Source organism: Pseudomonas sp. 8Z (assembly GCF_902506535.1).
Taxonomy (GTDB): domain Bacteria; phylum Pseudomonadota; class Gammaproteobacteria; order Pseudomonadales; family Pseudomonadaceae; genus Aquipseudomonas.
The window spans coordinates 336,341-360,373 of sequence record NZ_LR733824.1 but is presented as its reverse complement, the minus strand read 5'-3'; the positions used below and the strand labels follow the sequence as shown (position 1 = coordinate 360,373).

Genomic DNA, 24,033 nt, shown 5'->3' with positions numbered 1-24,033 from the left:
CTACAAATCAAACACTTCCTGGCACTAACCATGCAGCGTATTGCCTTTCGATCATTAACCGTCTTGTGCATATACTCTGCCCCTCGGTGAACCCCGTTCAGGATCCACATGCTGAAGCGTTTCGTCTTACCGCTCGTTTTTCTGCTGGGGTTGGCCAACCTGTGCCAAGCCACGCCGTCTATCACGCTGAGCAAGGCCAGCAGCGGCATGCCGCTCAATACCCAGGCTGAGCTGCTGGAAGATACTCAGGGCACGCTGACTATCGCCGATATCGACTCCGCTGAGCAGCAGGCCCGTTTTCAGCCAGCCAATGGACGCGCCAGCGTAGGGCAGAGCCTGCACCCCTGGTGGATCAAGCTGCAACTGCAGCGAGAAAAGGACGCGCCATCGCGCTGGGTACTGGAAGTCGGCTCGGTCACCCTGCTCGACTTGCAACTCTATCTGCCCGATGGTCAAGGTGGTTGGCAACTGCGCCAAGCCGGCGAGCATATCGCCTTCCGCGACAATCGCGACCACCCCTACCGGCGTATGGTGTTCGACCTGCCGAGTCTCGATGAGCAACCGCTAACGCTCTATTTGCGCACCTTCGACCCAGCAGGCAACTCGTTCCCGCTGAGCATCTGGCAACTCGACGACCTCACCCAACTGGCAACACACGAAAACCTCGGCCTCGGCACCATCTACGGGATCATCTTCGCCCTGCTGCTGTACAACCTGTTCATCCTCATTGCACTGCGCAACCAAGCGTATTTCTGGTACGTCCTGACGACAGCCTTCGCCCTGCTCTTCATCATCAGCATGACCGGCCACGGCGCTCAGTATTTCTGGCCAAATCATCCCGTGCCGGTATGGCTCGACCGCATCACCCTACCGTCACTCTGGGGCCTATTGGTCTGCCGCTTCACCCAGACACTGCTGCAAACACGCCTGCATGTACGTTGGGCACATCGCCTGCTGAACACGGCCTGCGTCATTTACCTCATCGCCATCACCCTCAACCTGTTCGAGCAGCGCTACCTGGCAGCCTGGATGATTACCCTGCTGCCATTGATCAGTATTCCGGCCGCACTGGGCAGCGCAATCGTGCGCTGGCGCCAAGGATTCCTCCCAGCACAGTTGTACCTTTATGGCTATGGATTGGTGCTGAGCAGCGTCATCATCCTGCTGCTGCGTGCCACCGGGGTGTTGCAACCGGCGCAGTGGAATGCCTATGCCTTCCCTTTGGCTGTGGCGGCAGAATCCGTCCTGTTTTCCTTCGCACTGGCCTACCGTATCCAAATGCTCAAGCTGGAGCGCGCCGAGGCCTTGCAGCAGGCCGACCGCGAGAAAACCGCGCGCCTGGCGCAATTGCAAACCAGCACCGATGAACTTCAGGCCGCCGTAGACGCACGTACCGCAGAGTTGGCGGCAACCAACGAACAACTACGCACACGCGAACGTGAATTGCAGCATGCGGCCTTTCACGACCCACTGACGGAGCTCCCCAACCGTCGTTACCTGATCGAACGCTGCGAATCAGCCTTGGCACATGCCGAGCGCCATGAGGAGAGCGCGGCGCTACTGTTGATCGACCTCGACCACTTCAAACCAATCAATGACCGTTACGGCCATGCTGCCGGTGACGTGATGCTGCAAGCGGTTGGCAAGCGCCTGCGCGAGCAGGTGCGCGCGGGCGATACGGTCGCACGCCTGGGTGGTGATGAGTTCGCCGCACTGATTGGCGGCAAGGACGCCGAGCGCCAAGCGCGGGATATCGCTCAGCGACTGCTGGCGGCGCTGTCGGAGCCTGTGCTCTTCGGCAGCGAACGCCTGAGCGTGACAATCAGCATCGGCGCAGCCCTTTACCCACGACATGCAAGGAACTTCACCGAGCTCTACCACACAGCCGATCTGGCGCTCTATCAGGTCAAAGAGCAAGGGCGCTCGGGTTCACGCGTACATGACGACAATGACGTTCCAGGCGTCCTCACGCACTGACGAATTAGCCGACATAACGGCGCGGCACCCGCGCCGTTACCTTGCTCAGCAGTTCATAGCCAATGGTGCCGCAAGCTTTTGCGACCTCATCAACCGGTAAATGGCTACCCCAGAGCTCCACTGCACTGTCGAGCGCAACCCCCGGCAGGTCGGTGACATCAACCGTCAACATATCCATGGAAACTCGCCCCGCTAATGGTGCGTGCTGGCCATCGATCAAGACGGGGGTGCCACTGGGTGCGTTGCGCGGGTAACCATCGGCATAGCCACAGCTCACCGTGGCGATACGCGACACCCGCTGCGCCACCCACGCGGCACCGTAGCCAACGCTGTCGCCGACTGCGACATCGTGTATGGCAATCACGCGCGCGGCCAGGGTCATGGCAGGTTTAAGACCCAGCTCACGCGCACTCAACTCGGCAAACGGCGTCGCGCCATACAGCATGATGCCGGGGCGCAGCCAGTCCATATGCGTTGCCGGCATGGTCAGCACCGCAGCCGAGTTGGCCAGCGAACGCTGGTTGAAGTCCAGATCGAGCAGATCGAGAAAACGTTCGACCTGCAGCTCAGTCAGGGAATGACCGCGCTCATCGGCGCAAGCGAAATGACTGATCAGATTCAGCTCGGCGACCTGCCCAGCATCCTGCAGGCGCGCATGCCACAGGCGCAGCTCGGCGGATCCGAAACCCAGGCGATGCATACCGGAATCGAGCTTGAGCCAGACATTCAGCGGCCTGGATACATCACTGGCGATCAGCGCTTGGGCCTGCGCGGCGCTTTGCACCACCAGATCCAGCCCGAGCTGGGCGGCGATGGCGTACTCGCTGGCCTCGAAGCAGCCTTCGAGCAGCAGGATGCGCGCCTCGCCATGCATGGCGCGCACCTCCGCCGCCTCTTCCAGGCAAGCGACTGCAAAGCCATCGGCGATATCGTGCAGCGCTGTGACCACCTCGCGCACGCCATGCCCATAAGCATCGGCCTTGACCACCGCAAAAGCCTGGCGCCCGGGCGCACAGCGTTTAGCAACGGCGTAATTGTGGGCAATGGCGGAGAGGTCAACGATGGCGGCAAGCGGACGCATGACAGAGGCCTGAACGAAAAACGGGTGCCCATCTTAACCGCTGGGCACCCGTTTTCATTGAGCAAGGTCAGCGGCAAGCCTCATGCCTCAAGCTGCAAAGCCGCGCAGGGCTATGCCAAACCGCTTTTTCTCTTACTTGAAGCTGGTGGCTTGCAGCTTGAAGCTGCTGTTATTCATCCTCGAACTGATAGCTACCCGGCGCCAGGTTCTCGAAGCGAGAATATTTGCCGAGAAAGGCCAGACGCGCAGTGCCCAACGGGCCATTACGTTGCTTACCGATGATGATTTCGGCCACACCCTTGTACTCGGTCTCAGGGTGGTAGACCTCGTCGCGGTAGACGAACAGGATGATATCGGCGTCCTGCTCGATCGCCCCGGATTCACGCAAGTCGGAGTTGATCGGGCGCTTGTTGGGGCGCTGCTCCAGGCCACGGTTGAGCTGCGACAAGGCGATCACCGGACAGTTGAACTCCTTGGCCAAGCCCTTGAGCGAGCGCGAGATCTCGGAAATCTCGTTGACCCGGCTGTCGCCGCTGGAGCCGGGAATCTGCATGAGCTGCAGGTAGTCGACCATGATCAGACCGATTTCGCCGTGCTCGCGGGCCAGGCGCCGCGTGCGCGCACGCATTTCCGACGGAGAGATCCCCGCCGTATCGTCGATGAACAGCTTGCGGTCGTTGAGCAGGTTCACCGCACTGGTCAGACGCGGCCAGTCATCGTCATCGAGCTGACCGGCACGCACCTTGGTCTGATCGATACGCCCCAAGGATGCGAGCATACGAATGACGATGGACTCCGACGGCATCTCCAGCGAGTAGACCAGGATCGCCTTGTCGCTGCGCATCAGCGCGTTCTCCACCAGGTTCATGGCGAAGGTAGTCTTACCCATCGACGGACGCCCCGCGACGATGATCATGTCGGCTGGCTGCAGACCGCTGGTCAGGTTGTCCAGATCGTCGAAACCGGTGGACAGGCCGGTGATTGCATCGCCGTTGTTGAACAGCTCGTCGATGCGGTCGATGGCCTTGACCAGAATGTCGTTGATGCCAACCGGGCCACCGGTCTTGGGGCGATCCTCGGCGATCTCGAAGATCTTGCGCTCGGCCTCGTCGAGAATCTCCTCGCCGGTACGGCCCTCCGGGGCGTAGGCGCTGTCGGCGATATCGTTACTGATGCTGATGAGTTTGCGCAGCGTGGCACGCTCGCGAATGATCTGTGCATAGGCCTTGATGTTGGCCACCGACGGCGTGTTCTTCGCCAGTTCGGCCAGATAAGCCAGACCGCCAACCTGCGACAGTTGCCCTTCCTTGTCCAACTGTTCGGACAGCGTCACCACGTCGAACGGCTCGTTGCGCTCGGCCAATTTGAAGATCGCGCGGAAGATCAGACGATGGTCATGGCGATAGAAGTCGCCATCGGACACCCCGTCCAGCACCCGTTCCCAGGCGTTGTTGTCCAGCATCAGGCCACCCAGCACCGCCTGCTCGGCCTCGATGGAGTGCGGTGGCACTTTCAAGGCAGCGGTCTGCAGATCGTATTGCTCGGGGATGCTGATGTCGTTCATAGGCTCGGGGCGAAAAATTACGGCGGTAGAAACACAACGGGCACGTCACCGCTTGCGCAATGACGTGCCCGATTTTGGCAGACCCGCACCTGAGTGCAAAGGCTGCCTGGCGGCTACTGATTAGGCAGCGACCACGATCACCTTGACGGTGGCTTCGACGTCGGTGTGCAGGTGCAGTGCAACGTCGTACTCGCCGACCAGACGGATGGTACCGTTGGGCAGACGAACTTCAGCCTTGGCCACTTCAACGCCGGAGGCGGTCAGGGCGTCAGCGATGTCGTGGGTACCGATCGAACCGAACAGCTTGCCTTCATCGCCAGCGACGGCGGTGATGGTGACTTCCAGCTCAGCCAGTTGAGCAGCGCGAGCTTCGGCAGACGCTTTCTTGTCGGCAGCAGCTTTTTCCAGCTCGGCGCGGCGGGCTTCGAACGCAGCTACGTTTTCAGCGGTAGCAGCGGTGGCCTTGCCTTGCGGCAGCAGGAAGTTACGGCCGTAACCGGCTTTAACATTCACTTTGTCGCCCAGGTTGCCCAGGTTGGCGATTTTTTCCAGCAGGATGACTTCCATTTGGGTCTTACCTCTTAACTTTTAACCTTCACCGTTCGCAGAGCCTGGGCCGTTCTTGCGCGCCAGGCGACCGCGAAAATCAAACAGACTGTCGACGATGGCCAAGACCACCAGTAACGGATAGATCAGCTGCATGAACAGCAGCAACGTGATGTACAGACCCACCAACCAGAAGCGAGCGAGCCCCCCCTTTTCCACCAGGCCATGCACCAGGGCGATCCCGGCGAACAGCAGCGGCACACTGCACAGCGGCGTGAGCATGGCCAATTGCGGCCCGAGATTCGGGCCTAGCAACATGCCCACCAGCAGCAACAGCGCCTGCGGCAGCGACAGTCTCAGGGCGCGAAATTCACCACCGAAACCACCAGGGTTGTACAACACGGCCTGCCAGTAACGCCCAAGTACCAGGCTCAGCAAGCTCAGGATCTGCAGCAAAGCCGCCAGCAAACCGGTCAGCACTGGTGCAATCAGGGCCTCTAGGCGCTCGCGCTCGTTCACCGACATTTGCTGGTGAACGCCATCGAACATGGTCGGCAGCAGCTTTTGCAGCTCACCGGCCATAGCCGCGATGGGTTCGCGGAACACTGCCCCGAGGACAAGCCCATACACCAGGCCCAGCGCCACACTGCACAGCAGTATGCGGTTCCAAGGCCAACTGGCGCGCAACAACAACGCCAGCCCCAACGCCCCAACCAACACCAGCAAGGTGCGGGGTTCGCCGAAATACCACCAGACAATCGCCGGTAGCATCGCCCAGGCCACGATGCCTAAAGCATCGTTGACTCCGCGCCGCAGCAGCACCAGGCTGCCTGCAGCGGCACTCAACCAGAACAACAGCGGCATCGCTGCCGATCCCACCACCACAAGGGTGGCCTGCATACGGCCGCGCATGATGTATTCAGCCAGGGCGCGCATGCGATCTATTCCTTAAACTTTGTCGACTGTCCGATCTCAGCGGCCGTGGCTGTCGGTGTAGGGCAGCAGGGCCAGGAAGCGGGCGCGCTTGATAGCGACGGCCAGCTGACGCTGATAACGAGCCTTGGTACCGGTGATACGGCTAGGAACGATCTTGCCGGTTTCCGAGATGTAGGCTTTCAGGGTGTTGAGATCTTTGAAATCGATCTCTTTCACGTCTTCAGCGGTGAAGCGGCAGAATTTACGACGACGGAAGAAACGTGCCATGTGATTGGCTCCTCAATAGATCCGTGGATTACTCGTCAGCGTTGTCGCTGTCGTTGCTGTCGCTGTCATCGCTGTCATTGCTTTCAGCGTTTTCAGGACGTTCACGACGCTCGCGGCGCTCACTGCGGTTTTCTTCGGCCTTCAGCATCTCGGACTGACCAGTGACGGCCTCGTCGCGACGGATGACCAGGTTACGGATCACGGCGTCGTTGTAGCGGAAGTTGTCTTCCAGCTCGGCCAGAGCCTTGCCAGTGCACTCTACGTTCAGCATGACGTAGTGAGCTTTGTGGACGTTGTTGATGGCGTAAGCCAACTGACGACGGCCCCAATCTTCCAGACGGTGGATTTTGCCGCCGTCTTCTTCGATCAGCTTGGTGTAACGCTCGACCATGCCGCCGACTTGCTCGCTCTGGTCCGGGTGAACCAGAAAGATGATTTCGTAATGACGCATAAATGCTCCTTACGGGTTGTAGCCTGCCAACAAAGTGGTCAGGCAAGGAGTGGGTTTTTCTCGTGATGAGCTTGCCAGGCGGTAGGCGCAAAAGAGCCTGCCGTCACGACAAGGGGCGCCATTCTAGAGAAGCCCCCTGCGGCATGCAAGATGAGTTGGTGAATATTTGAGCAGATGGACAACCCGGCAGGGTATTTCCTTGCAGGAGCAAATTTATTCGCGATCATGGACCGGCACGCAGCCGAAACCATCGCGAATAAATTCGCTCCTACAGGCCGTTTATCTACCGCTTGCCGCTGCTTCTCTGGCGCACCGCCTCGAACAAGCAGACACCGGTGGCGACCGAGACGTTAAGACTACTGACGCTACCGCCCATGGGCAGCTTGACCAGGTAATCGCAGTGCTCACGAGTCAGGCGGCGCATGCCCTTACCTTCGGCGCCCATGACCAGCACCGTCGGGCCGGTCATGTCGAGCTGATAAAGCTCCTGCTCGACCTCACCAGCAGTACCGACCACCCAGAGGCCTTTCTTCTGCAGCTTTTCCAGGGTGCGCGCCAGGTTGGTCACGGCCACCAGCGGAATCACTTCCGCGGCGCCACATGCCACCTTGCGCACGGTGGCATTGAGCGTGGCGGACTTGTCCTTCGGCACGATCACCGCCAGCGCACCCGCCGCATCTGCAGTTCGCAGACAAGCGCCCAGATTGTGCGGATCGGTGACGCCGTCGAGCACCAGCAGCAAGGGCACGCCCTCGCTGCGCTCAAGCAACTCATCGAGCATGTTTTCGCCCCAGACCTGGCTCGGACTGACCTCGGCAACCACCCCTTGATGCACGCCTTCGGCCCACTCATCAAGCTCCTGGCGCTCCTTGTGCCCAACTGGCACACGATTCTGCACAGCCAGCTCCAGCATCGGCTGAATACGCGGAGCCTGGCGACTCTCGGCCAACCACAACTGCTTGACCCGCTTGGGGTGATGGCGCAACAGCGCCTCCACGGCATGCACGCCGTAGACCTTTTCCAACTGACTCATCGTTTCGCCTTACGCTTGCTCGGCTGACTACCGGCTGTCTCAGTCTTACTCCTGGGCACAGGCGCGCCCTTGCGATGACTGGACGACTTCTTCGCCGGCGCCTTGCCGCCTTTCTTGGCGCTATCGAGCAGCGCCTTCTTCACTTCACGACTTTTCTGTACGTCGGTATTGCCCATACCCGACTGCTTGCCGCCACGGCGTACATCATCTCCCTTGCCCGCCTTGCCCTGACTCAGCTCGAAATCGATCTTGCGCTCGTCCAGATCAACGCGCATCACCTTAACCTCAACGCTATCGCCAAGGCGGAAGTTGCGGCCACTGCGCTCACCGGACAGACGATGATGAACCGGATCGAAGTGGTAGTAGTCGGCTGGCAGCGCTGTCACGTGCACCAGGCCCTCAACGTAAATATCGCGCAGCTCGACGAAGATGCCGAAGCCAGTCACTGCGGTAATCACGCCCTCGAAGGTCTCACCAACACGATCTTGCATGAATTCGCACTTGAGCCAGTTGACCACATCACGAGTCGCCTCGTCGGCACGACGCTCAGTCATCGAGCACTGCTCGCCGAGTTTTTCCAGCGTCGCCTCGTCATATGGGTAGATGCGCGCCTTGGGCATGGCGGCCGCACCGGCACGCTCGACGTGCGTGGTTTCGCGCTTGGAGCGAATCACGCTGCGAATGGCGCGGTGTACCAGCAGATCGGGGTAGCGACGGATCGGCGAGGTGAAGTGGGTGTATGCCTCGTAGTTGAGGCCGAAGTGCCCTTCGTTCTGCGCGCTGTACACCGCCTGACTGAGCGAACGCAGCATCACGGTCTGGATCAGATGATAGTCCGGGCGCTCGCGGATGCTTTCCAACAGACGCTGATAGTCCTTGGGCGACGGGCCGTCCTTGGACTTGCCACGCTGCAGCGACAACCCCAACTCACCCAAAAATGCCTTGAGTTTTTCCAGGCGCTCAGCGGGCGGGCCATCGTGCACGCGGTACAGAGACGGAATTTCGTGATCCTGCATGAAGCGCGCGGTAGCCACGTTGGCCGCCAGCATGCACTCCTCGATCAACTTGTGCGCGTCGTTGCGCTGGGTCGGGCGAATCTCGTCGATCTTGCGGTCGGTGCCGAAGACGATACGGGTTTCCTGCGTCTCGAAGTCGATCGCACCGCGCTCGTGACGAGCCGCGACCAGCACCTGATACAGCGCATAGAGCTGGTTGAGGTGCGGCAGGACTTCCTTGTACTCGCTACGCAGGGCCTTGCCCTCGCTGCTCTTGGCATCTTCCAGCATCAGGCTGACCTTGTTGTAGGTCAGGCGCGCGTGGGAGTGGATAACCGCTTCGTAGAACTTGTAGTCAACCATCTGGCCGCTCTTGGACATGGTCATCTCGCAGACCATGGCCAGGCGATCGACATGCGGGTTGAGCGAACACAGGCCGTTGGACAGCTCCTCCGGCAGCATCGGCACCACGCGCTCGGGGAAGTACACCGAGTTGCCACGCTCGACCGCCTCGGCATCCAGCGCCGAACCAACCTTGACGTAATGCGACACGTCGGCGATGGCCACGTAGAGCTTCCAGCCACCGGAGAACAACTTCCAGCGGCTGCTGTTCTTCTCGCAGTACACAGCGTCGTCGAAGTCGCGCGCATCTTCGCCGTCGATGGTGACGAAAGGCAGGTGGCGCAAATCGACGCGTTTCTCCTTGTCCTTCTCTTCCACCTCGGGCTTGAGCTTGCGCGCCTCCTTGATCACCGCCTCGGGCCAGACGTGCGGGATGTCGTAACTGCGCAGGGCCACGTCGATTTCCATGCCCGGCGCCATATAGTTGCCGATCACCTCAACGATGTCGCCTTGCGGCTGGAAGCGCTGGGTCGGCCAATGGGTAATCTTGATCTCGACGAACTGGCCTATCCGCGCACCGGCGGTGCGCCCCGGTGTCACCAATACTTCCTGCTGGATCTTGGGATTATCGGGGATGACGAAACCGATACCGTTTTCTTCATAGTAACGACCAACAATGCTCTCGTGAGCACGCTCGATCACCTCGACGATGCCGCCTTCACGGCGGCCGCGGCGGTCGAAGCCCGCCACGCGTACCAGAGCGCGGTCGCGATCGAACACCAGGCGCATCTGCGCCGGGCTGAGAAACAGATCGTCACTGCCATCATCTGGCACCAAAAAACCGAAGCCATCGCGATGACCGCTGATGCGACCGCAGATCAGGTCGAGCTTGTCCACCGGCGCGTAGGTGCCACGACGGGTATAGATGAGTTGGCCGTCGCGCTCCATGGCGCGCAGACGGCGGCGCAGCGCTTCGAGCTGGTCTTCGGTATCAAGACCGAACTCCTCAACCAGTTGCTCGCGGCTGGCAGGCGAACCGCGCTCGGCCAGATGAGCCAGGATCAGTTCACGGCTGGGGATGGGGTTGTCGTATTTTTCCGCCTCGCGGGCGGCCTCGGGATCGAGGGATTGCCAATCGGCCATGTAGGAAGGATTACCTATGCTTATGTATAGAGGTGTATGCCATGTGCCTATTGAAGCGCGAAAACGCCATTCAAGGCAGCTTTTCCGGCGACAATAATTTTTTGGAGTCAGGGGTTTACAAGGTAAATGCCCGCCCGTATAGTTCGCGCCCACAGCGTCAAGCAGACGTTGTAACACGAAGCAGATGATGAATCATCGGTTTCAGTGCCCAGGTGGCGGAATTGGTAGACGCGCTGGTTTCAGGTATCAGTGGCTTAACGGCCGTGGAAGTTCGAGTCTTCTCCTGGGCACCAAATTTCGTGAAGTGGCTTGATAACCCACTTTGCAAATAACGGATGCAACGCTCCGTGTCGGCAACGACGAACATTGCTGCAGTGCCCAGGTGGCGGAATTGGTAGACGCGCTGGTTTCAGGTATCAGTGACTTAACGGTCGTGGAAGTTCGAGTCTTCTCCTGGGCACCAAAATTCAAAAAACCGAGTCAGTAGACTCGGTTTTTTATTGCCCCGAAGAAAGCGGCTACAGGCTGTCAGCGTGTTCGTAGGCCACGCCCATAGCAAGCTTCCGCTCTTGCCTGCCGCATGAAGCCCGCAGCCTGAAGCCCTCTCAGACTCTAAACTGCCCCAAGCTGGCCTTGAGCTGCACGGCCAGGTAATCCAACGCACGGGCATTATCCGCAATCGCCGCCACAGCCTCAGCCGCATGCCGAGCCTCGACATGAATCACTTCGACTCGCTCACGCACAGCCCCAGCACCTTGCGCCTGATGAGCCGCCGCTAGGGTCGCGGCATCGATAGCGCCATGCACTTCATCCACCGACTGCTGCACCGACTGCTGCAGGCGCGCACTGTCGCGCAAAACCTCGAGCCCTTCACTACCCCGATCAGCCGCCTGAGCAATGGCCGCCACCGCCTCTTGAGCACCACGCTGCAGTGCCGCGATATGCGTCTGGATATCACCCGTCGACTGCTGCGTCTTACTCGCCAGGGCACGAACCTCATCCGCCACCACAGCAAAACCGCGACCACTCTCCCCAGCCCTCGCCGCCTCAATGGCAGCATTGAGCGCCAGCAGATTGGTCTGCTCGGCAATCGACTGAATGACCGTCAACACCACCTCGATTTGCTCACTCTGCCTGGCCAGACGCTCGATAACCGCAGAACCATCAGCAACCCGAGCGACCAACCCCTCAATCAGTGACGAAAGACGCTGGGCAATAACGCTATTCTCATGCGCAGCAGAACGGATGGTCTCTACACGCAACAAGGCATCCTGCATGGCCCTGCTCTCGGCCTGCGCCTCGTCGGCCATCTGCGCCAGCGCCTGCAGGCTTGCCGCGACCTCATCGCGCTGACGCCCAGCCGCCGACTCAGCCGCCGCACCACGCTGAGTCAGACTGCGGATCTGTTCACTGGTACGCAACGCCACTTCGCCAGACTCACGCACGATTGGCTGCAATTTATCCATGAAGCGGTTGACCGCACCGGCCATCTCACCCACTTCATCTCGACTACGAACAGCGACACGCCGAGTCAGATCCCCCTCCCCCGCCGCCAGATCGTTGAGCGCATCACTCAGCAGGCGCAGACGACTTAACACTCGCCACCCCAGCACCAGGGCCACCACAACCAGCGCCACAGCCCCCACCAAGAACAGCCCAAAGGCGATATTCCAGCGCAAACCATCCGCTGCCTGGCGCACCGACTCCCCACCGTTACGCGCCATCTCTTGGGTGTAGCGCTCAGCCGACTGCAAGCGCTCACGCAACGCCCGCGCCGTCTCCTCCGAGGCGCCCGACAAACTGCTGTCGACCAGTTTGCCAGCCCCCTCGACCAGAACATCGAAACGCCCATCAAGCGCCTGCAGCTCACGCTCAGCCACCGCCAAAGACAAACCCATTTGGATTTTGCCGATTGAGGCTCCCATGGGGTTGATATCCGCCTCAACGATGTAGACGCTCGCATCACGTGAAGCCGCATCGACCAACTTATCCAGCGGCGAATCGCCCTGACCAGCAGCGATCAGCTCACGCACCCGCTCATTGCTGCGATTGAAATTACGCGTCAAGCGCTGCCCCTCGGCATCGTAAATGATGGCGAAGAGCACGGCAGGATCCTGCTGCGCGATACGCGTTAGAGCCGTCAGCGCGGGGATATCAAGATCCCAGATAGATTTGGGCGCAACACCCGCCAACAACTGCGCAAAGGATTGACCGGATTGCTTGAGACTACCCTCCAGCACACCGCGCAGTTGCACCTGCTCCTGCTTGAGCTGCGTCGACAGGCCTTCAGACAGGCGAGTCCGAGTATTGTGCGAGAGCGCAGCCAACCCCTGACTCATTTCCTGCTGCGCGCCATTCAATTCCTGCCCCAGGCGTAAGCTTTCACCGCCTAGACGCTGAGCAAGATCATCGACCATGTCATTCACTGAGGCACGCATCAGCCACACCGCCAACCCCACCTGCACCAACATGGCCAAACCGAGAGCAATGAAAACCGGGCGTAATAAGCGGCTGCGCAACATCGAGACAATGGCGAACACTAGCACTCTCCTGAACGACCTGAACGACCTGAACGACCTGAACGACCTGAACGCTATAACGGCAATTTTGACGATTTATTGAGGATTGCAAGTTTCGCGCCGACACCACAGATACAAAAAGACCGCCAGAAGGCGGTCTCTATGGATCAAGAAAACTCGATCAGGCGAACGGATGACGCAGCACAATGGTTTCGTTGCGATCCGGACCAGTGGAGATAATGTCGATCGGCGCACCAACCAACTCTTCCACCCGCTTGATATAGGCGCGAGCCGCGGCAGGAAGCTCTTCCAGGCTCTTGGCGCCCAGGGTCGACTCACTCCAGCCTGGCATTTCCTCGTACACCGGTTGCAGGCCAATGTAGCTATCGGCATCGGTCGGCGCATCAACCAGCACCTGACCATCAGCATCCTTGTAGCCCGTGCAGATACGGATGGTTTCCAGACCGTCGAGCACATCCAGCTTGGTCAGGCATATACCCGAAATACTGTTGACGTCGATGGCACGACGCAAAATCACGGCATCGAACCAACCGCAGCGACGAGCACGACCAGTGGTCGAACCGAACTCATGCCCACGCTTGGCTAAAGTAGCGCCGACATCATCGAACAGCTCGGTGGGGAACGGGCCGGAGCCAACACGAGTGGTATAGGCCTTGGTGATACCGAGGATGTAGTCAAGGTACATCGGACCGACACCGGAACCGGTGGAGATGCCGCCTGCCGTGGTATTGGAGCTGGTGACGTACGGGTAGGTGCCGTGGTCGATATCCAGCAGCGAGCCCTGAGCACCTTCGAACATGATGTCTTTACCGGCGCGACGCAGGTTGTGCAGCTCGGCAGTGACATCGAGCATCATCGGCTTGAGCAGCTCGGCGTACTCCATGCACTCGTCCAACGTCTGCTGGAAGTCTATGGCTGGCTCTTTGTAATAATTGACCAACTGAAAGTTGTGGTAGTCCAGCAACTCACCGAGCTTGGCAGCAAAGCGCTCACGGTGGAACAGATCACCAACGCGCAGGCCACGACGTGCCACTTTATCTTCGTATGCTGGCCCGATACCACGCCCGGTAGTACCGATTTTGGCCTCGCCACGCGCCTTCTCGCGCGCCTGATCGAGCGCCACGTGGTAGGACAAGATCAGCGGCGCCGCTGGGCTGATACGCAGGCGCTCACGAACCGGAACGCCCTTCTCTTCCAGCTTGGTGATTTCACGCATCAGCGCGTCAGGTGCAACGACCACGCCATTACCGATCAGGCACTGTACGCCTTCGCGCAGAATGCCGGACGGAATCAGGTGCAGTACGGTTTTCTCACCGTTGATCACCAGGGTGTGACCCGCGTTATGACCACCCTGATAGCGCACAACGGCCGCGGCCTGTTCGGTGAGCAGGTCAACAATCTTGCCCTTGCCCTCATCACCCCACTGGGTACCCAGGACGACGACATTCTTACCCATAAACTTGTCCTCTTCGCGCAAGTTTGGATGCTGGCTTCAAGCCAACGAGAAAAAATCAGGATGCCAATGGCACCACTTGCCAGCGACCGTCGCGCAGCGTCAGCAGGCGATCACAGCCCGCCTCACGCGCATCAGCCTCGCCCTGCCCAGGCAATGCCTGAACGACGCGTACGCCCTCGCCGCGCAGGCGACGCACCGCCTGCCACAAATACAGGTCATGATTATCTGGCGCCCAGACACCCACCACGGGCTCATCCAGACGCATATCACCCAGCGTCACCAGCGTCTTCAGATCCGTGGAAAAGCCCGTGGCCGGGCGAGCGCGCCCAAAAACGGCTCCGGTGTCATCGTAACGACCACCCTGCGCGATAGCTCCGCCCTCGCCAGGCACGAACGCCGCAAAGACGACGCCCGTGTGGTAGTTGTAACCGCGCAGTTCACCCAGATCGAAATACAGTGGCAACTCTGGATAACGCAGCTCCAACGCTTCAGCAATCGCCATCAACTCATCCAGCGCGGCATGCACGCTTTCCGGGGCCTCGACCAGAGCAGCCTGCGCCAGATCGAGCACATCGCGACCACCACACAGCTCGGCCAATGAGCGCAACATATTGCCAAGGCCAGCGGACAAACCCGAGGTCAGCACCTCGATCTCATCAACTGCCTTGCGCTGCAGCGCATCGAACAGTTGCTGCTCGACCTCACCAGACAAGTCGGCAGCACGAGCCAGACCGCGATAGATGCCAACATGCCCAAGATCCATATGCACGTCAGGCACGGCAGCCAGCTCCAGGGTTTCCACCAGCAGGCTAATGACTTCGATGTCGCTAGCCGGACTGGCATCGCCATACAGCTCGGCACCAAGTTGGATAGGGCTACGCGAAGTGGTCAACGCACGCGGTTTGGCATGCAGCACACTACCGGCATAACACAAACGACTCGGTCCCTCGCGGCGCAGCGTATGCGCGTCGATACGCGCCACCTGCGGCGTGATGTCGGCACGAAAGCCCATCTGCCGACCTGACAGCGGATCCGTCACCTTGAAAGTGCGCAGGTCGAGATCCTGCCCGGCACCGGTCAGCAAGGATTCCAGATATTCGATATGCGGGGTGACGACAAACTCGTAGCCCCAACGCTGAAACAGATCCAACACCTGACGGCGGGCTGCCTCAATGCGCGCCGCCTCCGGCGGCAGTACTTCTTCGATGCCATCTGGCAGCAGCCAGCGGTCTACCGTTGCCATTTCGCCATTCCCCTCTCGATCCGGGCGGCACAAGCCTTCAGTGAAGCAAATAAAGGAGCGCTGTTCCCAGCAGCATGCTGGTCAGCCCCATAAGACGCAGTCGACGGTCGGGCAACCGCGCTGCCAGCAATACCGCCCCGCGCCACTGGCGCGGATACAGGAAGGGCAGGATGCCTTCCAACACCAAAAGCAAACACAGCGCGATGCCCAGTTCCTGCCACATGATTCCCACAGACGCAAAAAAGCCGGGATTTTCCCGGCTGCCGCATGATAACACGGTCAGGGCGACAAGCCACAGGCTTCAGGCCGCAGGCGGACGGGTGTGCACCTGCGGCTTGTAGCTCGCGGCCTGAAGCCGCTGTTTTAAGGCTTGGCCTTCTCCAGATAACGGAAGAAATCACTGCTCGGATCGAGCACCAACACATCGCGCTTGTCAGCAAAGCTCTCGCGATAGGCTTTCAGGCTGCGATAGAAGCTATAGAACTCCTGATCCTGGCCATAAGCTTTGGAGTAGATGGCAGCAGCCTGGGCGTCACCATCACCACGCAGCTCTTCCGCCTGGCGGTATGCTTCGGCGATCAGAACCCGGCGCTGACGGTCGGCATCAGCACGAATACCTTCGGCCAACTCACGACCCTTGGCACGGTGCTCGCGTGCTTCACGCTCACGTTCGGTACTCATACGTTCGAACACACTACGGTTCACCTCACGCGGCAGGTCAATGGCCTTAACCCGCACATCCACCACCTCGATACCCAGCTCACGCTCGGCAGCACGGTTGAGAGTTGCGGTCACATCCGCCATCAGCGCGTCACGCTCACCGGACACCGACTCGTGCAAAGTGCGCTTACCGAACTGGTCACGCAACGAAGCCTCAAGACGACGCGCCAGACGCTCATCGGCCACCTGTTTCACACCAGAGGTGGACTGATAGAAGCGCTCGGCATCCTTAACCCGCCACTTGGCGTAGGCATCGACCATCAGCGCCTTCTTTTCCAGCGTGAGGAAACGCGAGGAAGTTGAATCCAGCGTCAGCAGACGACCATCGAAGATCCGCACTTGGTTGACGTAAGGAATCTTCACATGCAGGCCTGGCTGCACATCAGGATTAACCACTCGACCAAACTGCAGGAGCACAGCACGCTCGGTTTGCGCCACGATATAGAAGCTGTTCCATGCCACGATGGCCAGAACCACGGCCACGATCAGGCCGATCAGGGACTTATTGCTCATCAACGGCTCTCCCGTGTACGCAGGTTACGCTGGGATAGATCGCTGCTCGCTGGCAGAGCCGGGTCGCGCACCACTCCGCCAGTGCTACCGGTAGAGCTGGCACCGGAAGAACCGGCACGATTGTCGATCATCTTGTCCAGAGGCAGGTAGAGCAGGTTGTTTTGCCCCTTGTCGCCGGTGACCAGCACCTTGCTGGTGTTGCTCATCAGCTCCTGCATGGTGTCGAGGTACAGACGCTCGCGAGTGACCTCAGGCGCCTTGCGGTATTCGGCAACCAGTTTAGTGAAGCGATCGGCCTCACCCTGAGCACGTGCAATGACCTCATCGCGGTAACCATTGGCCTCTTCGAGCATACGCTGAGCCTGACCACGCGCCTCCGGGATCACACCATTGGCATAGGACTCAGCCTGATTCTTCTCACGCTGCTCATCTTCACGCGCACGAATCACATCGTCGAACGCCTCCTGCACCTCACGCGGTGCAGCAGCACTCTGGATGTTGACCTGAGTGATAGTGATACCAGTGGAGTAATTATCCAGGAAACGCTGCAGGCGCTCGCGCACCTCGCTAGCCATCAACTCACGCCCTTCGGTCAGCACCTGATCCATCTCGGTGGAGCCAACGACATGGCGCACAGCACTGTCGGTAGCATGCTGCAGGCTAACTTCGGGCTCATCGACGTTAAGGACGAAATCCTTCAAGTTGCTGATGCGGTACTGCACCGTCAGCGGCACTTCAATGATGTTCTCGTCCTCGGTAAGCATCGCACCCTGCTTGCTGTAGGCGCGCTCGCGGGTGACGTTCTCCTGGTACTTGCGGTCGAACGGTGGGAAATAGATGTTCAGGCCCGGTCCAACGGTTTCATGGTACTTGCCGAAGCGCAGCACCACTGCCTGCTCCTGCTCATCGACGACATAAATGGCGTTGTACATCCAAATCGCGGCAAGCAAGCCAAAGCCGACCAACAGCAGACCAAAGCCACCGCCGCCGCTACGCCCTGAATCATCGCCGCCGCGCTTCTTACCGCCGCCGAACAAGCCATTGAGGCTCTCTTGCAACTTGCGGAACGCTTCGTCGAGGTCTGGCGGGCCCTGCCGACCACCGCCTTTGCGGCCGCCCCAAGGGTCTTGATTGTTCGAGTTTCCACCCGGCTCATTCCAAGCCATAGCGTTCTCCGTACTGATAAAGCGAAGGCGCGCCCACGGCGCGCCGGCCAATGCTACCCAAAGCCTTATATCGACAGCAAAACAAGCGTCCCAGGCTTTATTGCAAAGTATGTTGCTCGATGAACGCCTGTGGCTCCAAACCTTCACGACTGACCAGACGATTGAGCTCGACCCGCGGCAATCTCACCGAAAGCAGACTCTGCCCCTGCTCGTCATACCCTTCATTCTGCACCGCCCCCAAGGCAAAGAACTGTGCCCGCAAGCGCCCAAGTTGCTGTGGCAACTGCAGAATACCGACGAACAGATCATCGCCAAGCAGCTCCGCCACAGCCTGGCGCAACAACTCCAGGCCACGCCCCTCACGGGCCGACAGCCAGACGCGCACAGGCTTGCCATCCCCATCACGCTGAATCTGCGGCTCTACACCTTCCAACAAATCCAGCTTGTTGTATACCTCAAGCATCGGCAGTTCATGTGCACCGATCTCCTGCAGCACGTTCTGCACCTGCTCGATCTGCGCCATACGCTCAGGCTCGTGCGCGTCGATCACGTGCAACAGCAGATCGGAGTTACTCGACTCCTCAAGCGTAGCGCGAAAGGCCTCGACCAGCTTGTGCGGCAGGTGACGAATGAAGCCCACAGTGTCAGCCAGGACGATCGGCCCAAGGTCATCCAGCTCGATACGACGCAGAGTCGGGTCGAGCGTGGCGAACAACTGATCCGCCGCATAGACCTGCGAAGTCGTCACCGCATTGAACAAGGTAGACTTGCCGGCATTGGTGTAACCCACCAGCGAAACCGAAGGAATATCGGCACGCCTGCGCCCACGGCGAGCCTGCTCACGCTGGCTGCGCACTTTTTCCAACTTTTGCTTGATCTGGCGAATCCGTACACGCAACAGGCGACGGTCGGTTTCGAGCTGGGTTTCACCCGGCCCACGCAGACCGATCCCTCCCTTCTGTCGCTCAAGGTGAGTCCAGCCACGCACCAGGCGCGTGCTCATATGGTCGAGCTGAGCCAGCTCTACCTGCAACTTGCCTTCATGAGTGCGCGCGCGCTGCGCGAAGATATCGAGAATCAAACCGGTGCGATCAAGCACGCGACACTCGAACGCTCGCTCGAGATTACGTTCCTGACTGGGCGTAAGCGTGTGATTGAAGATGACCAGATCGGCCTCGACGGCCTTGACCTGATCGCGCAGCTCTTCGACTTTTCCGCTACCGATAAGGTATTTCGCGGTTAGTCTACTGCTGGGGACGCTAAAGAAAGCGACCATGTCGGCGCCTGCCGACATGGCCAGTTCCTGAAACTCCTGGGGGTCTTCGCTCGCCTCGGAGTCTTGACCCTCCAGATGCACCAGGATGGCCCGTTCACCGCCTTCATGACGTTCGAAGAACAATGCAGCCCCCTAATCAGGCGTTACCCAGATCACCTTCACCCTGCTCGGAATCACCTGCGCTAGGCAGACGAACCGGACGGCTTGGAACGACGGTGGAGATTGCATGCTTGTAGACCATCTGGCTAACAGTGTTCTTCAGCAGGATAACGAATTGGTCGAAAGACTCGATCTGGCCTTGCAGCTTGATGCCATTAACCAGATAGATGGAAACCGGGACGCGTTCCTTACGCAGGGTATTAAGGTAAGGGTCTTGTAGCGAATGCCCTTTTGACATGTGCCGCACTCCTTCAAGGATCAAATTTCAATAGTTTTAGTTGGTAAACAATGGCTTTCTGTCGCCCATCGGTAAGGATAGACGCCAAGCGGCAAGGTCTCAGTCCAATATGGAGACGCTGGCCAGGTATTTCAAGGCGCGAGACAGATTGTCGCAGTCCAGGCTATCGAGCCACTGCACATCATCCCAGCCACGCAGCCAGGTAAATTGACGCTTGGCTAACTGACGCGTCGCGATGATGCCACGCTCAGCCATTTCACTCCGCGAGAGCCTGCCATCCAGATGCTCCCAAACCTGGCGATAACCAACCGCTCGTATAGACGGCAATCGCTCGTGCAAGTCACCTCGCATGCGTAGAGCTTCGACCTCTTCGATAAAGCCCTGTTCCAGCATTGCGTGAAAACGATGCGCGATGCGCGAATGCAGAATCTGACGCTCACTCGGCGCGATGGCAAGCTGCGCCACAGTATAGGGCAATTGCCCGGCACCGGGCGTGTCTGAATCGGGGTTTCCAGCCTGTTGCCGTAAGCGATGCTCGGTCATGCTCAGGCCACTGACGCGATAGACCTCCAGCGCACGTACCAGTCGCTGCGGGTCATTGGGGTGAATACGCGCAGCCGACGCAGGGTCAACCTCGGCCAACTCGCCATGCAGCACGTGCCACCCTTCACAGGCCGCGCGCGCCTCCAGCTCGGCACGCACGACAGGATCGGCACTGGGCATATCAGCCAAACCATCAAGCAAAGCCTTGTAGTACAGCATGGTGCCGCCCACCAGCAGTGGAATGCGGCCGCGTGCCGTACTGCGCGCCATCGCCGCCAAGGCATCGGCGCGAAACTCCGCAGCCGAGTAGCTCTGCGCCGGATCAAGAATATCGATCAAAGCATGAGGAAAGGCGTCCAGTGTCGCACGATCAGGCTTGGCCGTACCAATGTCCATGCCACGATAGACCAGCGCCGAATCGACACTGATCAGATCACACGGCAATACTCGCGCCAGCTCAAGAGCCAGATCAGTCTTACCGGCGGCGGTCGGCCCCATCAGAAAGATGGCTGGCGGCAGTCCCCGAGCCATCAACGCCCCCGCAGGAAAAGTTTATCGAGGTCGTCCATGCCCAACTGCGTCCAGGTCGGACGCCCATGGTTGCACTGACCACTTCGCTCGGTTTGCTCCATGTCGCGCAGCAAGGCATTCATCTCCGGCAGGGTCAGACGCCGGTTGGCACGTACGGCACCATGACAGGCCATGGTCGCCAGCAGCTCATTGAGGTGAGCCTGGATACGGTCACTGGTGCCATATTCGAGCAGATCGGCGAGCACGTCACGCACCAGCTGGGTCGCCTGCGCCTGCTTGAGTAGCGCCGGAATCTGGCGGATCGCCAGACTTTCCTCACCCAAGCGCTGCAACTCAAAGCCGAGGCGCTGGAACCATTCGGCGTGCTCCTCGGCGCAATCGGCTTCGCGTTGACTCAAGGCAATCGACTCCGGCACCAGCAGCGGCTGGCCGCGCAAGCCCTCGCTGGCCATCGCCTGCTTGAGACGCTCGTAGGTGATGCGCTCGTGTGCGGCGTGCATGTCCACCACGACCATGCCCTGAGCGCTCTCCGCCAGGATGTAAACGCCCTTGAGCTGCGCCACCGCATAACCCAGCGGCGGTATGTCGCCCTGCTCCTGCGGCAAGGCCTGAACCGGAGCCGCAGGCAGTGGCGCGTAATAGCCCCGATATGCGGCCTGAGCCTCGGCAGACGGCACACCCGGATTGTTGGCCGGAGCCTGATAACCCGCACCCGCGCCTCGCCAGGCTGGCTGAGGGCTGGCCTGCGGCGCGTCAAGCACGCTGGCAGCAAGCCCCATTTCACCCTGCGGGCCAAATTCGCCAGCCGCTGCGCCAGTTGCGCGCACCACCGGCGCTACGGCAGCCGGTGCCGCCACCTGATCTTCGGGGCGCACGTCGGCCAGCGCCCGGTGCAAGGTGCCGTAGAGGAAATCGTGCACCATACGGCTGTCGCGAAAGCGCACTTCGTGTTTGGTCGGGTGCACGTTGACATCGACAGTGCTCGGGTCGATCTCAAGGAACAACACGAAGGTCGGATGCCGACCGTTGAACAGCACGTCACGATAGGCCTGGCGCACCGCATGGGCGACCAGCTTGTCGCGCACCATGCGCCCGTTGACGTAGAAATACTGCAGATCCGCCTGACTGCGTGAGAAGGTCGGCAACCCAACCCAGCCCCACAAGCGCAGGCCGCCACGTTCGATTTCGATGGGCAGAGCCTGTTCGAGAAAGGCCGGGCCGCATACCGACGCCACACGCCGCGCGCGGGTCATCTCATCGCTGGCCTCATGCAGAGCGAACACGGTCTTGCCATTGTGGCGCAGATGGAAGGCCACATCGAAACGCGCCAGCGCCAGGCGCTTGATTACTTCCTGCAGGTGATCGAATTCGGTTTTCTCGGCACGCAGGAACTTGCGACGCGCCGGCGTATTGAAGAACAGATCGCGCACCTCGACCGAGGTGCCGACCGGATGCGCCGCTGGCTGCACACGCGGTTCCATGTCACGCCCTTCGGTCTCCACTTGCCAGGCTTGCTCGGCATCGGCTGTGCGCGAAGTCAGGGTCAGGCGTGACACCGAACTGATCGAAGCCAGCGCCTCTCCACGAAAGCCCATGCTGAGCACGGCTTCGAGGTCTTCCAGTTCGCGGATCTTGCTGGTGGCGTGACGCGCCAGCGCCAGCGGCAGGTCATCCGGGGCAATGCCACTGCCATCGTCACGCACCTTTAGCAGCTTGACGCCCCCCTGCTCAACCTCAACATCGATACGCCGGGCGCCGGAGTCCAGGCTGTTTTCCAGCAGCTCCTTGGCTACAGAGGCAGGGCGTTCGACCACCTCACCGGCAGCAATCTGGTTGGCCAGGCGAGGAGTCAGCAGGTGAATACGGCTTGGCTCACCCATCATTGAGCAGCCAGAGCCGTAGCAGGAATCTGCAGGGTCTGACCGACCTTGATCACGTCGCTGCGTAAATTGTTGGCGCTGCGCAGAGCCGACAGGCTGACCTGATAACGCTGGGCGATGAGCGCCAGGCTCTCACCGGACGACACCCGATGCTCACGCGGGCCGACGGCCAACTTGCCTTCGTCACGCAGCCAGGCAACGTAGGTGCCGGGCGGCGGGTTCTGCTGGAAGAATTGCTTGACCCCACTGGTGATGGAGCGCGCCAGTGCCTGCTGATGGCTGGCACTGTGCAGTTTTTTGGCTTCATTAGGGTTGGAGATGAAGCCGGTTTCCACCAGGATCGACGGAATATCCGGCGACTTGAGCACCATGAACCCCGCCTGTTCGACCCGACGTTTGTGCAGCGGCGTAATGCGCCCAACATTATTGAGCACCTTCTGGCCAACATTCAGGCTCGAGGTCAGCGAAGCGGTCATGGACAGATCCAGCAACACACCGGCAAGCATCTTGTCCTTGTCATCGAGGCTGACGTTGCCCGCGCCGCCGATCAGGTCGGACTGGTTTTCGGCATCGGCCAACCAGCGCGCGGTTTCCGAAGTAGCGCCACGCTCGGACAGTGCATAAACCGAGGCGCCGAACGCAGACGAGCGCGGCGCGGCATCCGCATGGATGGAAACAAACAGGTCAGCACCCTTCTTACGGGCAATCTCAGTACGCTTGCGCAACGGGATGAAATAGTCCCCGGTACGCACCAACTCGCCGCGAAAACCTTTCTCGGCATTGATCTGCCGCTGCAGTTCCTTGGCGATGGCCAAAGTTACGTTCTTCTCGTATTGCCCTTTGACCGGCGAGAGTGCGCCTGGATCCTCACCGCCATGCCCGGCATCGATGGCGACAACGATGTCACGCTTGCCACTGGGCACCGGCGTGAGCTTGGGCGGCACCTGAGTCGGCGTGACTGGCAGTTGCGGCTCACTGGCAGCCGGACTTGGTGGCTGCGTAGCGGCTGCGGCGGCACTGGGCTGATCAAACAGGTCAACGACTAGGCGATTGCCATACTGCTGATTCGGCGCCAAGGAGAAGCTTTTCGGCGTGACCGACGTGGAAAGATCGATAACCACCCGCAAATCATCAGCGCTACGCTGTGCTGAGCGAATCCCGGTAATCGGTGTATTGGCAAGCGATAGCTGGCCCAAATCAGTCGCCAGTTTGGCGCCGGATATATCGATAACGATGCGATCAGGCGCCGAGAGAGTGAACACGCTATGTTCAGCCGGGCCGGACAGATCGAACACCAGACGGGTGTTGTCCGGCGCGCGCCACAGCCGTACGCTGCGCACATCGGAGGCGGCCATTGCCTCGGCAGCCAAAGCCGCCCACAACAGCATTACAGCGCTAATCAGCGCGCCTATGCGCATACCCAACCCCATCGC

At 60.0% G+C, this 24,033-nt stretch carries 20 protein-coding genes and 2 tRNA genes; 3 read left to right on the top strand and 19 right to left on the bottom strand.

Annotation, left to right across the window (positions count from 1 at the left end):
- Positions 1 to 108 precede the first annotated feature (108 nt).
- Positions 109 to 1,977, top strand: a complete 1,869-nt coding sequence (locus tag AERO9A_RS01595) for a diguanylate cyclase (RefSeq protein WP_159970167.1) — start codon at positions 109 to 111, stop codon at positions 1,975 to 1,977.
- A gap of 4 nt (positions 1,978 to 1,981) precedes the next feature.
- Here the strand turns inward: AERO9A_RS01595 and alr are convergent, their stop codons facing one another.
- The 8 genes from alr to rnr all read right to left on the bottom strand — a co-directional run bounded on the left by alr (position 1,982) and on the right by rnr (position 10,335).
- Positions 1,982 to 3,058 (bottom strand): alanine racemase, encoded by a 1,077-nt coding sequence (gene alr / locus AERO9A_RS01590; protein ID WP_159970166.1) that lies wholly within the window; start codon positions 3,056 to 3,058, stop codon positions 1,982 to 1,984.
- Between the two features lie 169 nt (positions 3,059 to 3,227).
- Positions 3,228 to 4,622: a replicative DNA helicase gene (gene dnaB / locus AERO9A_RS01585; protein ID WP_159970165.1), complete on the bottom strand. Its 1,395-nt coding sequence runs from the start codon at positions 4,620 to 4,622 to the stop codon at positions 3,228 to 3,230.
- A 120-nt stretch (positions 4,623 to 4,742) separates the two neighbouring features.
- The gene (gene rplI / locus AERO9A_RS01580) at positions 4,743 to 5,189 is read right to left on the bottom strand and encodes a 50S ribosomal protein L9 (RefSeq protein WP_159970164.1); all 447 of its coding nucleotides are present in this window, start codon (positions 5,187 to 5,189) and stop codon (positions 4,743 to 4,745) included.
- A 21-nt stretch (positions 5,190 to 5,210) separates the two neighbouring features.
- A complete protein-coding gene (locus AERO9A_RS01575; RefSeq protein ID WP_159970163.1) occupies positions 5,211 to 6,104 on the bottom strand; it encodes a hypothetical protein in 894 nt (297 codons plus the stop codon).
- A 36-nt stretch (positions 6,105 to 6,140) separates the two neighbouring features.
- Positions 6,141 to 6,371: a 30S ribosomal protein S18 gene (gene rpsR, locus AERO9A_RS01570; protein WP_159970162.1), complete on the bottom strand. Its 231-nt coding sequence runs from the start codon at positions 6,369 to 6,371 to the stop codon at positions 6,141 to 6,143.
- A 28-nt stretch (positions 6,372 to 6,399) separates the two neighbouring features.
- Positions 6,400 to 6,822: a 30S ribosomal protein S6 gene (rpsF, locus tag AERO9A_RS01565; RefSeq protein WP_159970161.1), complete on the bottom strand. Its 423-nt coding sequence runs from the start codon at positions 6,820 to 6,822 to the stop codon at positions 6,400 to 6,402.
- 283 nt (positions 6,823 to 7,105) lie between these two features.
- Positions 7,106 to 7,855, bottom strand: a complete 750-nt coding sequence (rlmB, locus tag AERO9A_RS01560; protein WP_159970160.1) for a 23S rRNA (guanosine(2251)-2'-O)-methyltransferase RlmB — start codon at positions 7,853 to 7,855, stop codon at positions 7,106 to 7,108.
- The gene (gene rnr / locus AERO9A_RS01555; protein WP_159970159.1) at positions 7,852 to 10,335 is read right to left on the bottom strand and encodes a ribonuclease R; all 2,484 of its coding nucleotides are present in this window, start codon (positions 10,333 to 10,335) and stop codon (positions 7,852 to 7,854) included. Before rnr ends, rlmB begins: the two co-directional genes overlap by 4 nt.
- A gap of 206 nt (positions 10,336 to 10,541) precedes the next feature.
- Between rnr and AERO9A_RS01550 the strand changes: the two genes are divergently transcribed.
- Positions 10,542 to 10,628, top strand: a tRNA-Leu gene (locus AERO9A_RS01550).
- Between the two features lie 83 nt (positions 10,629 to 10,711).
- Positions 10,712 to 10,798: transfer RNA gene (locus AERO9A_RS01545), tRNA-Leu, on the top strand.
- Positions 10,799 to 10,940: 142 nt separating this feature from the next.
- On the opposite strand, the gene AERO9A_RS01540 is transcribed toward AERO9A_RS01545, so the two are convergent.
- The 11 genes from AERO9A_RS01540 to AERO9A_RS01490 all read right to left on the bottom strand — a co-directional run bounded on the left by AERO9A_RS01540 (position 10,941) and on the right by AERO9A_RS01490 (position 24,030).
- Positions 10,941 to 12,875 carry a methyl-accepting chemotaxis protein gene (locus AERO9A_RS01540; protein WP_159970158.1) on the bottom strand — a complete coding sequence of 645 codons (1,935 nt, stop codon included), beginning with the start codon at positions 12,873 to 12,875 and terminating at the stop codon, positions 10,941 to 10,943.
- A gap of 160 nt (positions 12,876 to 13,035) precedes the next feature.
- Positions 13,036 to 14,331: an adenylosuccinate synthase gene (locus AERO9A_RS01535; RefSeq protein WP_159970157.1), complete on the bottom strand. Its 1,296-nt coding sequence runs from the start codon at positions 14,329 to 14,331 to the stop codon at positions 13,036 to 13,038.
- Positions 14,332 to 14,386: 55 nt separating this feature from the next.
- Positions 14,387 to 15,574 (bottom strand): ATP phosphoribosyltransferase regulatory subunit, encoded by a 1,188-nt coding sequence (locus AERO9A_RS01530; protein WP_159970156.1) that lies wholly within the window; start codon positions 15,572 to 15,574, stop codon positions 14,387 to 14,389.
- Positions 15,575 to 15,611: 37 nt separating this feature from the next.
- Positions 15,612 to 15,797, bottom strand: coding sequence for a DUF2065 family protein (locus tag AERO9A_RS01525; protein ID WP_159970155.1), 186 nt, complete (start codon positions 15,795 to 15,797; stop codon positions 15,612 to 15,614).
- Positions 15,798 to 15,937: 140 nt separating this feature from the next.
- Entirely contained in the window at positions 15,938 to 16,807 is an 870-nt protein-coding gene (hflC, locus tag AERO9A_RS01520) for a protease modulator HflC (RefSeq protein WP_159970154.1), read from the bottom strand.
- Positions 16,807 to 17,973, bottom strand: coding sequence for an FtsH protease activity modulator HflK (gene hflK, locus AERO9A_RS01515; protein ID WP_159970153.1), 1,167 nt, complete (start codon positions 17,971 to 17,973; stop codon positions 16,807 to 16,809). Before hflK ends, hflC begins: the two co-directional genes overlap by 1 nt.
- 97 nt (positions 17,974 to 18,070) lie before the next feature.
- Positions 18,071 to 19,372 (bottom strand): ribosome rescue GTPase HflX, encoded by a 1,302-nt coding sequence (gene hflX / locus AERO9A_RS01510; RefSeq protein WP_159970152.1) that lies wholly within the window; start codon positions 19,370 to 19,372, stop codon positions 18,071 to 18,073.
- Positions 19,373 to 19,385: 13 nt separating this feature from the next.
- On the bottom strand, positions 19,386 to 19,646 hold the full coding sequence (hfq, locus tag AERO9A_RS01505) for an RNA chaperone Hfq (RefSeq protein ID WP_159970151.1): 261 nt from the start codon (positions 19,644 to 19,646) through the stop codon (positions 19,386 to 19,388).
- A 99-nt stretch (positions 19,647 to 19,745) separates the two neighbouring features.
- Entirely contained in the window at positions 19,746 to 20,720 is a 975-nt protein-coding gene (gene miaA / locus AERO9A_RS01500) for a tRNA (adenosine(37)-N6)-dimethylallyltransferase MiaA (protein WP_159970150.1), read from the bottom strand.
- The gene (gene mutL / locus AERO9A_RS01495) at positions 20,720 to 22,600 is read right to left on the bottom strand and encodes a DNA mismatch repair endonuclease MutL (protein ID WP_159970149.1); all 1,881 of its coding nucleotides are present in this window, start codon (positions 22,598 to 22,600) and stop codon (positions 20,720 to 20,722) included. Before mutL ends, miaA begins: the two co-directional genes overlap by 1 nt.
- A complete protein-coding gene (locus AERO9A_RS01490; RefSeq protein WP_218580122.1) occupies positions 22,600 to 24,030 on the bottom strand; it encodes an N-acetylmuramoyl-L-alanine amidase in 1,431 nt (476 codons plus the stop codon). The genes mutL and AERO9A_RS01490 overlap by 1 nt, the downstream gene beginning before the upstream one ends.
- Positions 24,031 to 24,033: the final 3 nt, after the last annotated feature.

Coding starts and splice junctions, on each gene's coding strand:
- rnr (WP_159970159.1), bottom strand. CDS start 10,335: ATGGCCGATTGGCAATCCCTCGATCCCGAGGCCGCCCGCGAGGCGGAA.
- AERO9A_RS01530 (WP_159970156.1), bottom strand. CDS start 15,574: ATGGCAACGGTAGACCGCTGGCTGCTGCCAGATGGCATCGAAGAAGTA.
- rplI (WP_159970164.1), bottom strand. CDS start 5,189: ATGGAAGTCATCCTGCTGGAAAAAATCGCCAACCTGGGCAACCTGGGC.
- dnaB (WP_159970165.1), bottom strand. CDS start 4,622: ATGAACGACATCAGCATCCCCGAGCAATACGATCTGCAGACCGCTGCC.
- AERO9A_RS01490 (WP_218580122.1), bottom strand. CDS start 24,030: ATGGGGTTGGGTATGCGCATAGGCGCGCTGATTAGCGCTGTAATGCTG.
- alr (WP_159970166.1), bottom strand. CDS start 3,058: ATGCGTCCGCTTGCCGCCATCGTTGACCTCTCCGCCATTGCCCACAAT.
- rlmB (WP_159970160.1), bottom strand. CDS start 7,855: ATGAGTCAGTTGGAAAAGGTCTACGGCGTGCATGCCGTGGAGGCGCTG.
- AERO9A_RS01595 (WP_159970167.1), top strand. CDS start 109: ATGCTGAAGCGTTTCGTCTTACCGCTCGTTTTTCTGCTGGGGTTGGCC.
- AERO9A_RS01575 (WP_159970163.1), bottom strand. CDS start 6,104: ATGCGCGCCCTGGCTGAATACATCATGCGCGGCCGTATGCAGGCCACC.
- AERO9A_RS01525 (WP_159970155.1), bottom strand. CDS start 15,797: ATGTGGCAGGAACTGGGCATCGCGCTGTGTTTGCTTTTGGTGTTGGAA.
- AERO9A_RS01535 (WP_159970157.1), bottom strand. CDS start 14,331: ATGGGTAAGAATGTCGTCGTCCTGGGTACCCAGTGGGGTGATGAGGGC.
- rpsR (WP_159970162.1), bottom strand. CDS start 6,371: ATGGCACGTTTCTTCCGTCGTCGTAAATTCTGCCGCTTCACCGCTGAA.
- hflK (WP_159970153.1), bottom strand. CDS start 17,973: ATGGCTTGGAATGAGCCGGGTGGAAACTCGAACAATCAAGACCCTTGG.
- rpsF (WP_159970161.1), bottom strand. CDS start 6,822: ATGCGTCATTACGAAATCATCTTTCTGGTTCACCCGGACCAGAGCGAG.
- mutL (WP_159970149.1), bottom strand. CDS start 22,600: ATGGGTGAGCCAAGCCGTATTCACCTGCTGACTCCTCGCCTGGCCAAC.
- miaA (WP_159970150.1), bottom strand. CDS start 20,720: ATGGCTCGGGGACTGCCGCCAGCCATCTTTCTGATGGGGCCGACCGCC.
- hfq (WP_159970151.1), bottom strand. CDS start 19,646: ATGTCAAAAGGGCATTCGCTACAAGACCCTTACCTTAATACCCTGCGT.
- hflC (WP_159970154.1), bottom strand. CDS start 16,807: ATGAGCAATAAGTCCCTGATCGGCCTGATCGTGGCCGTGGTTCTGGCC.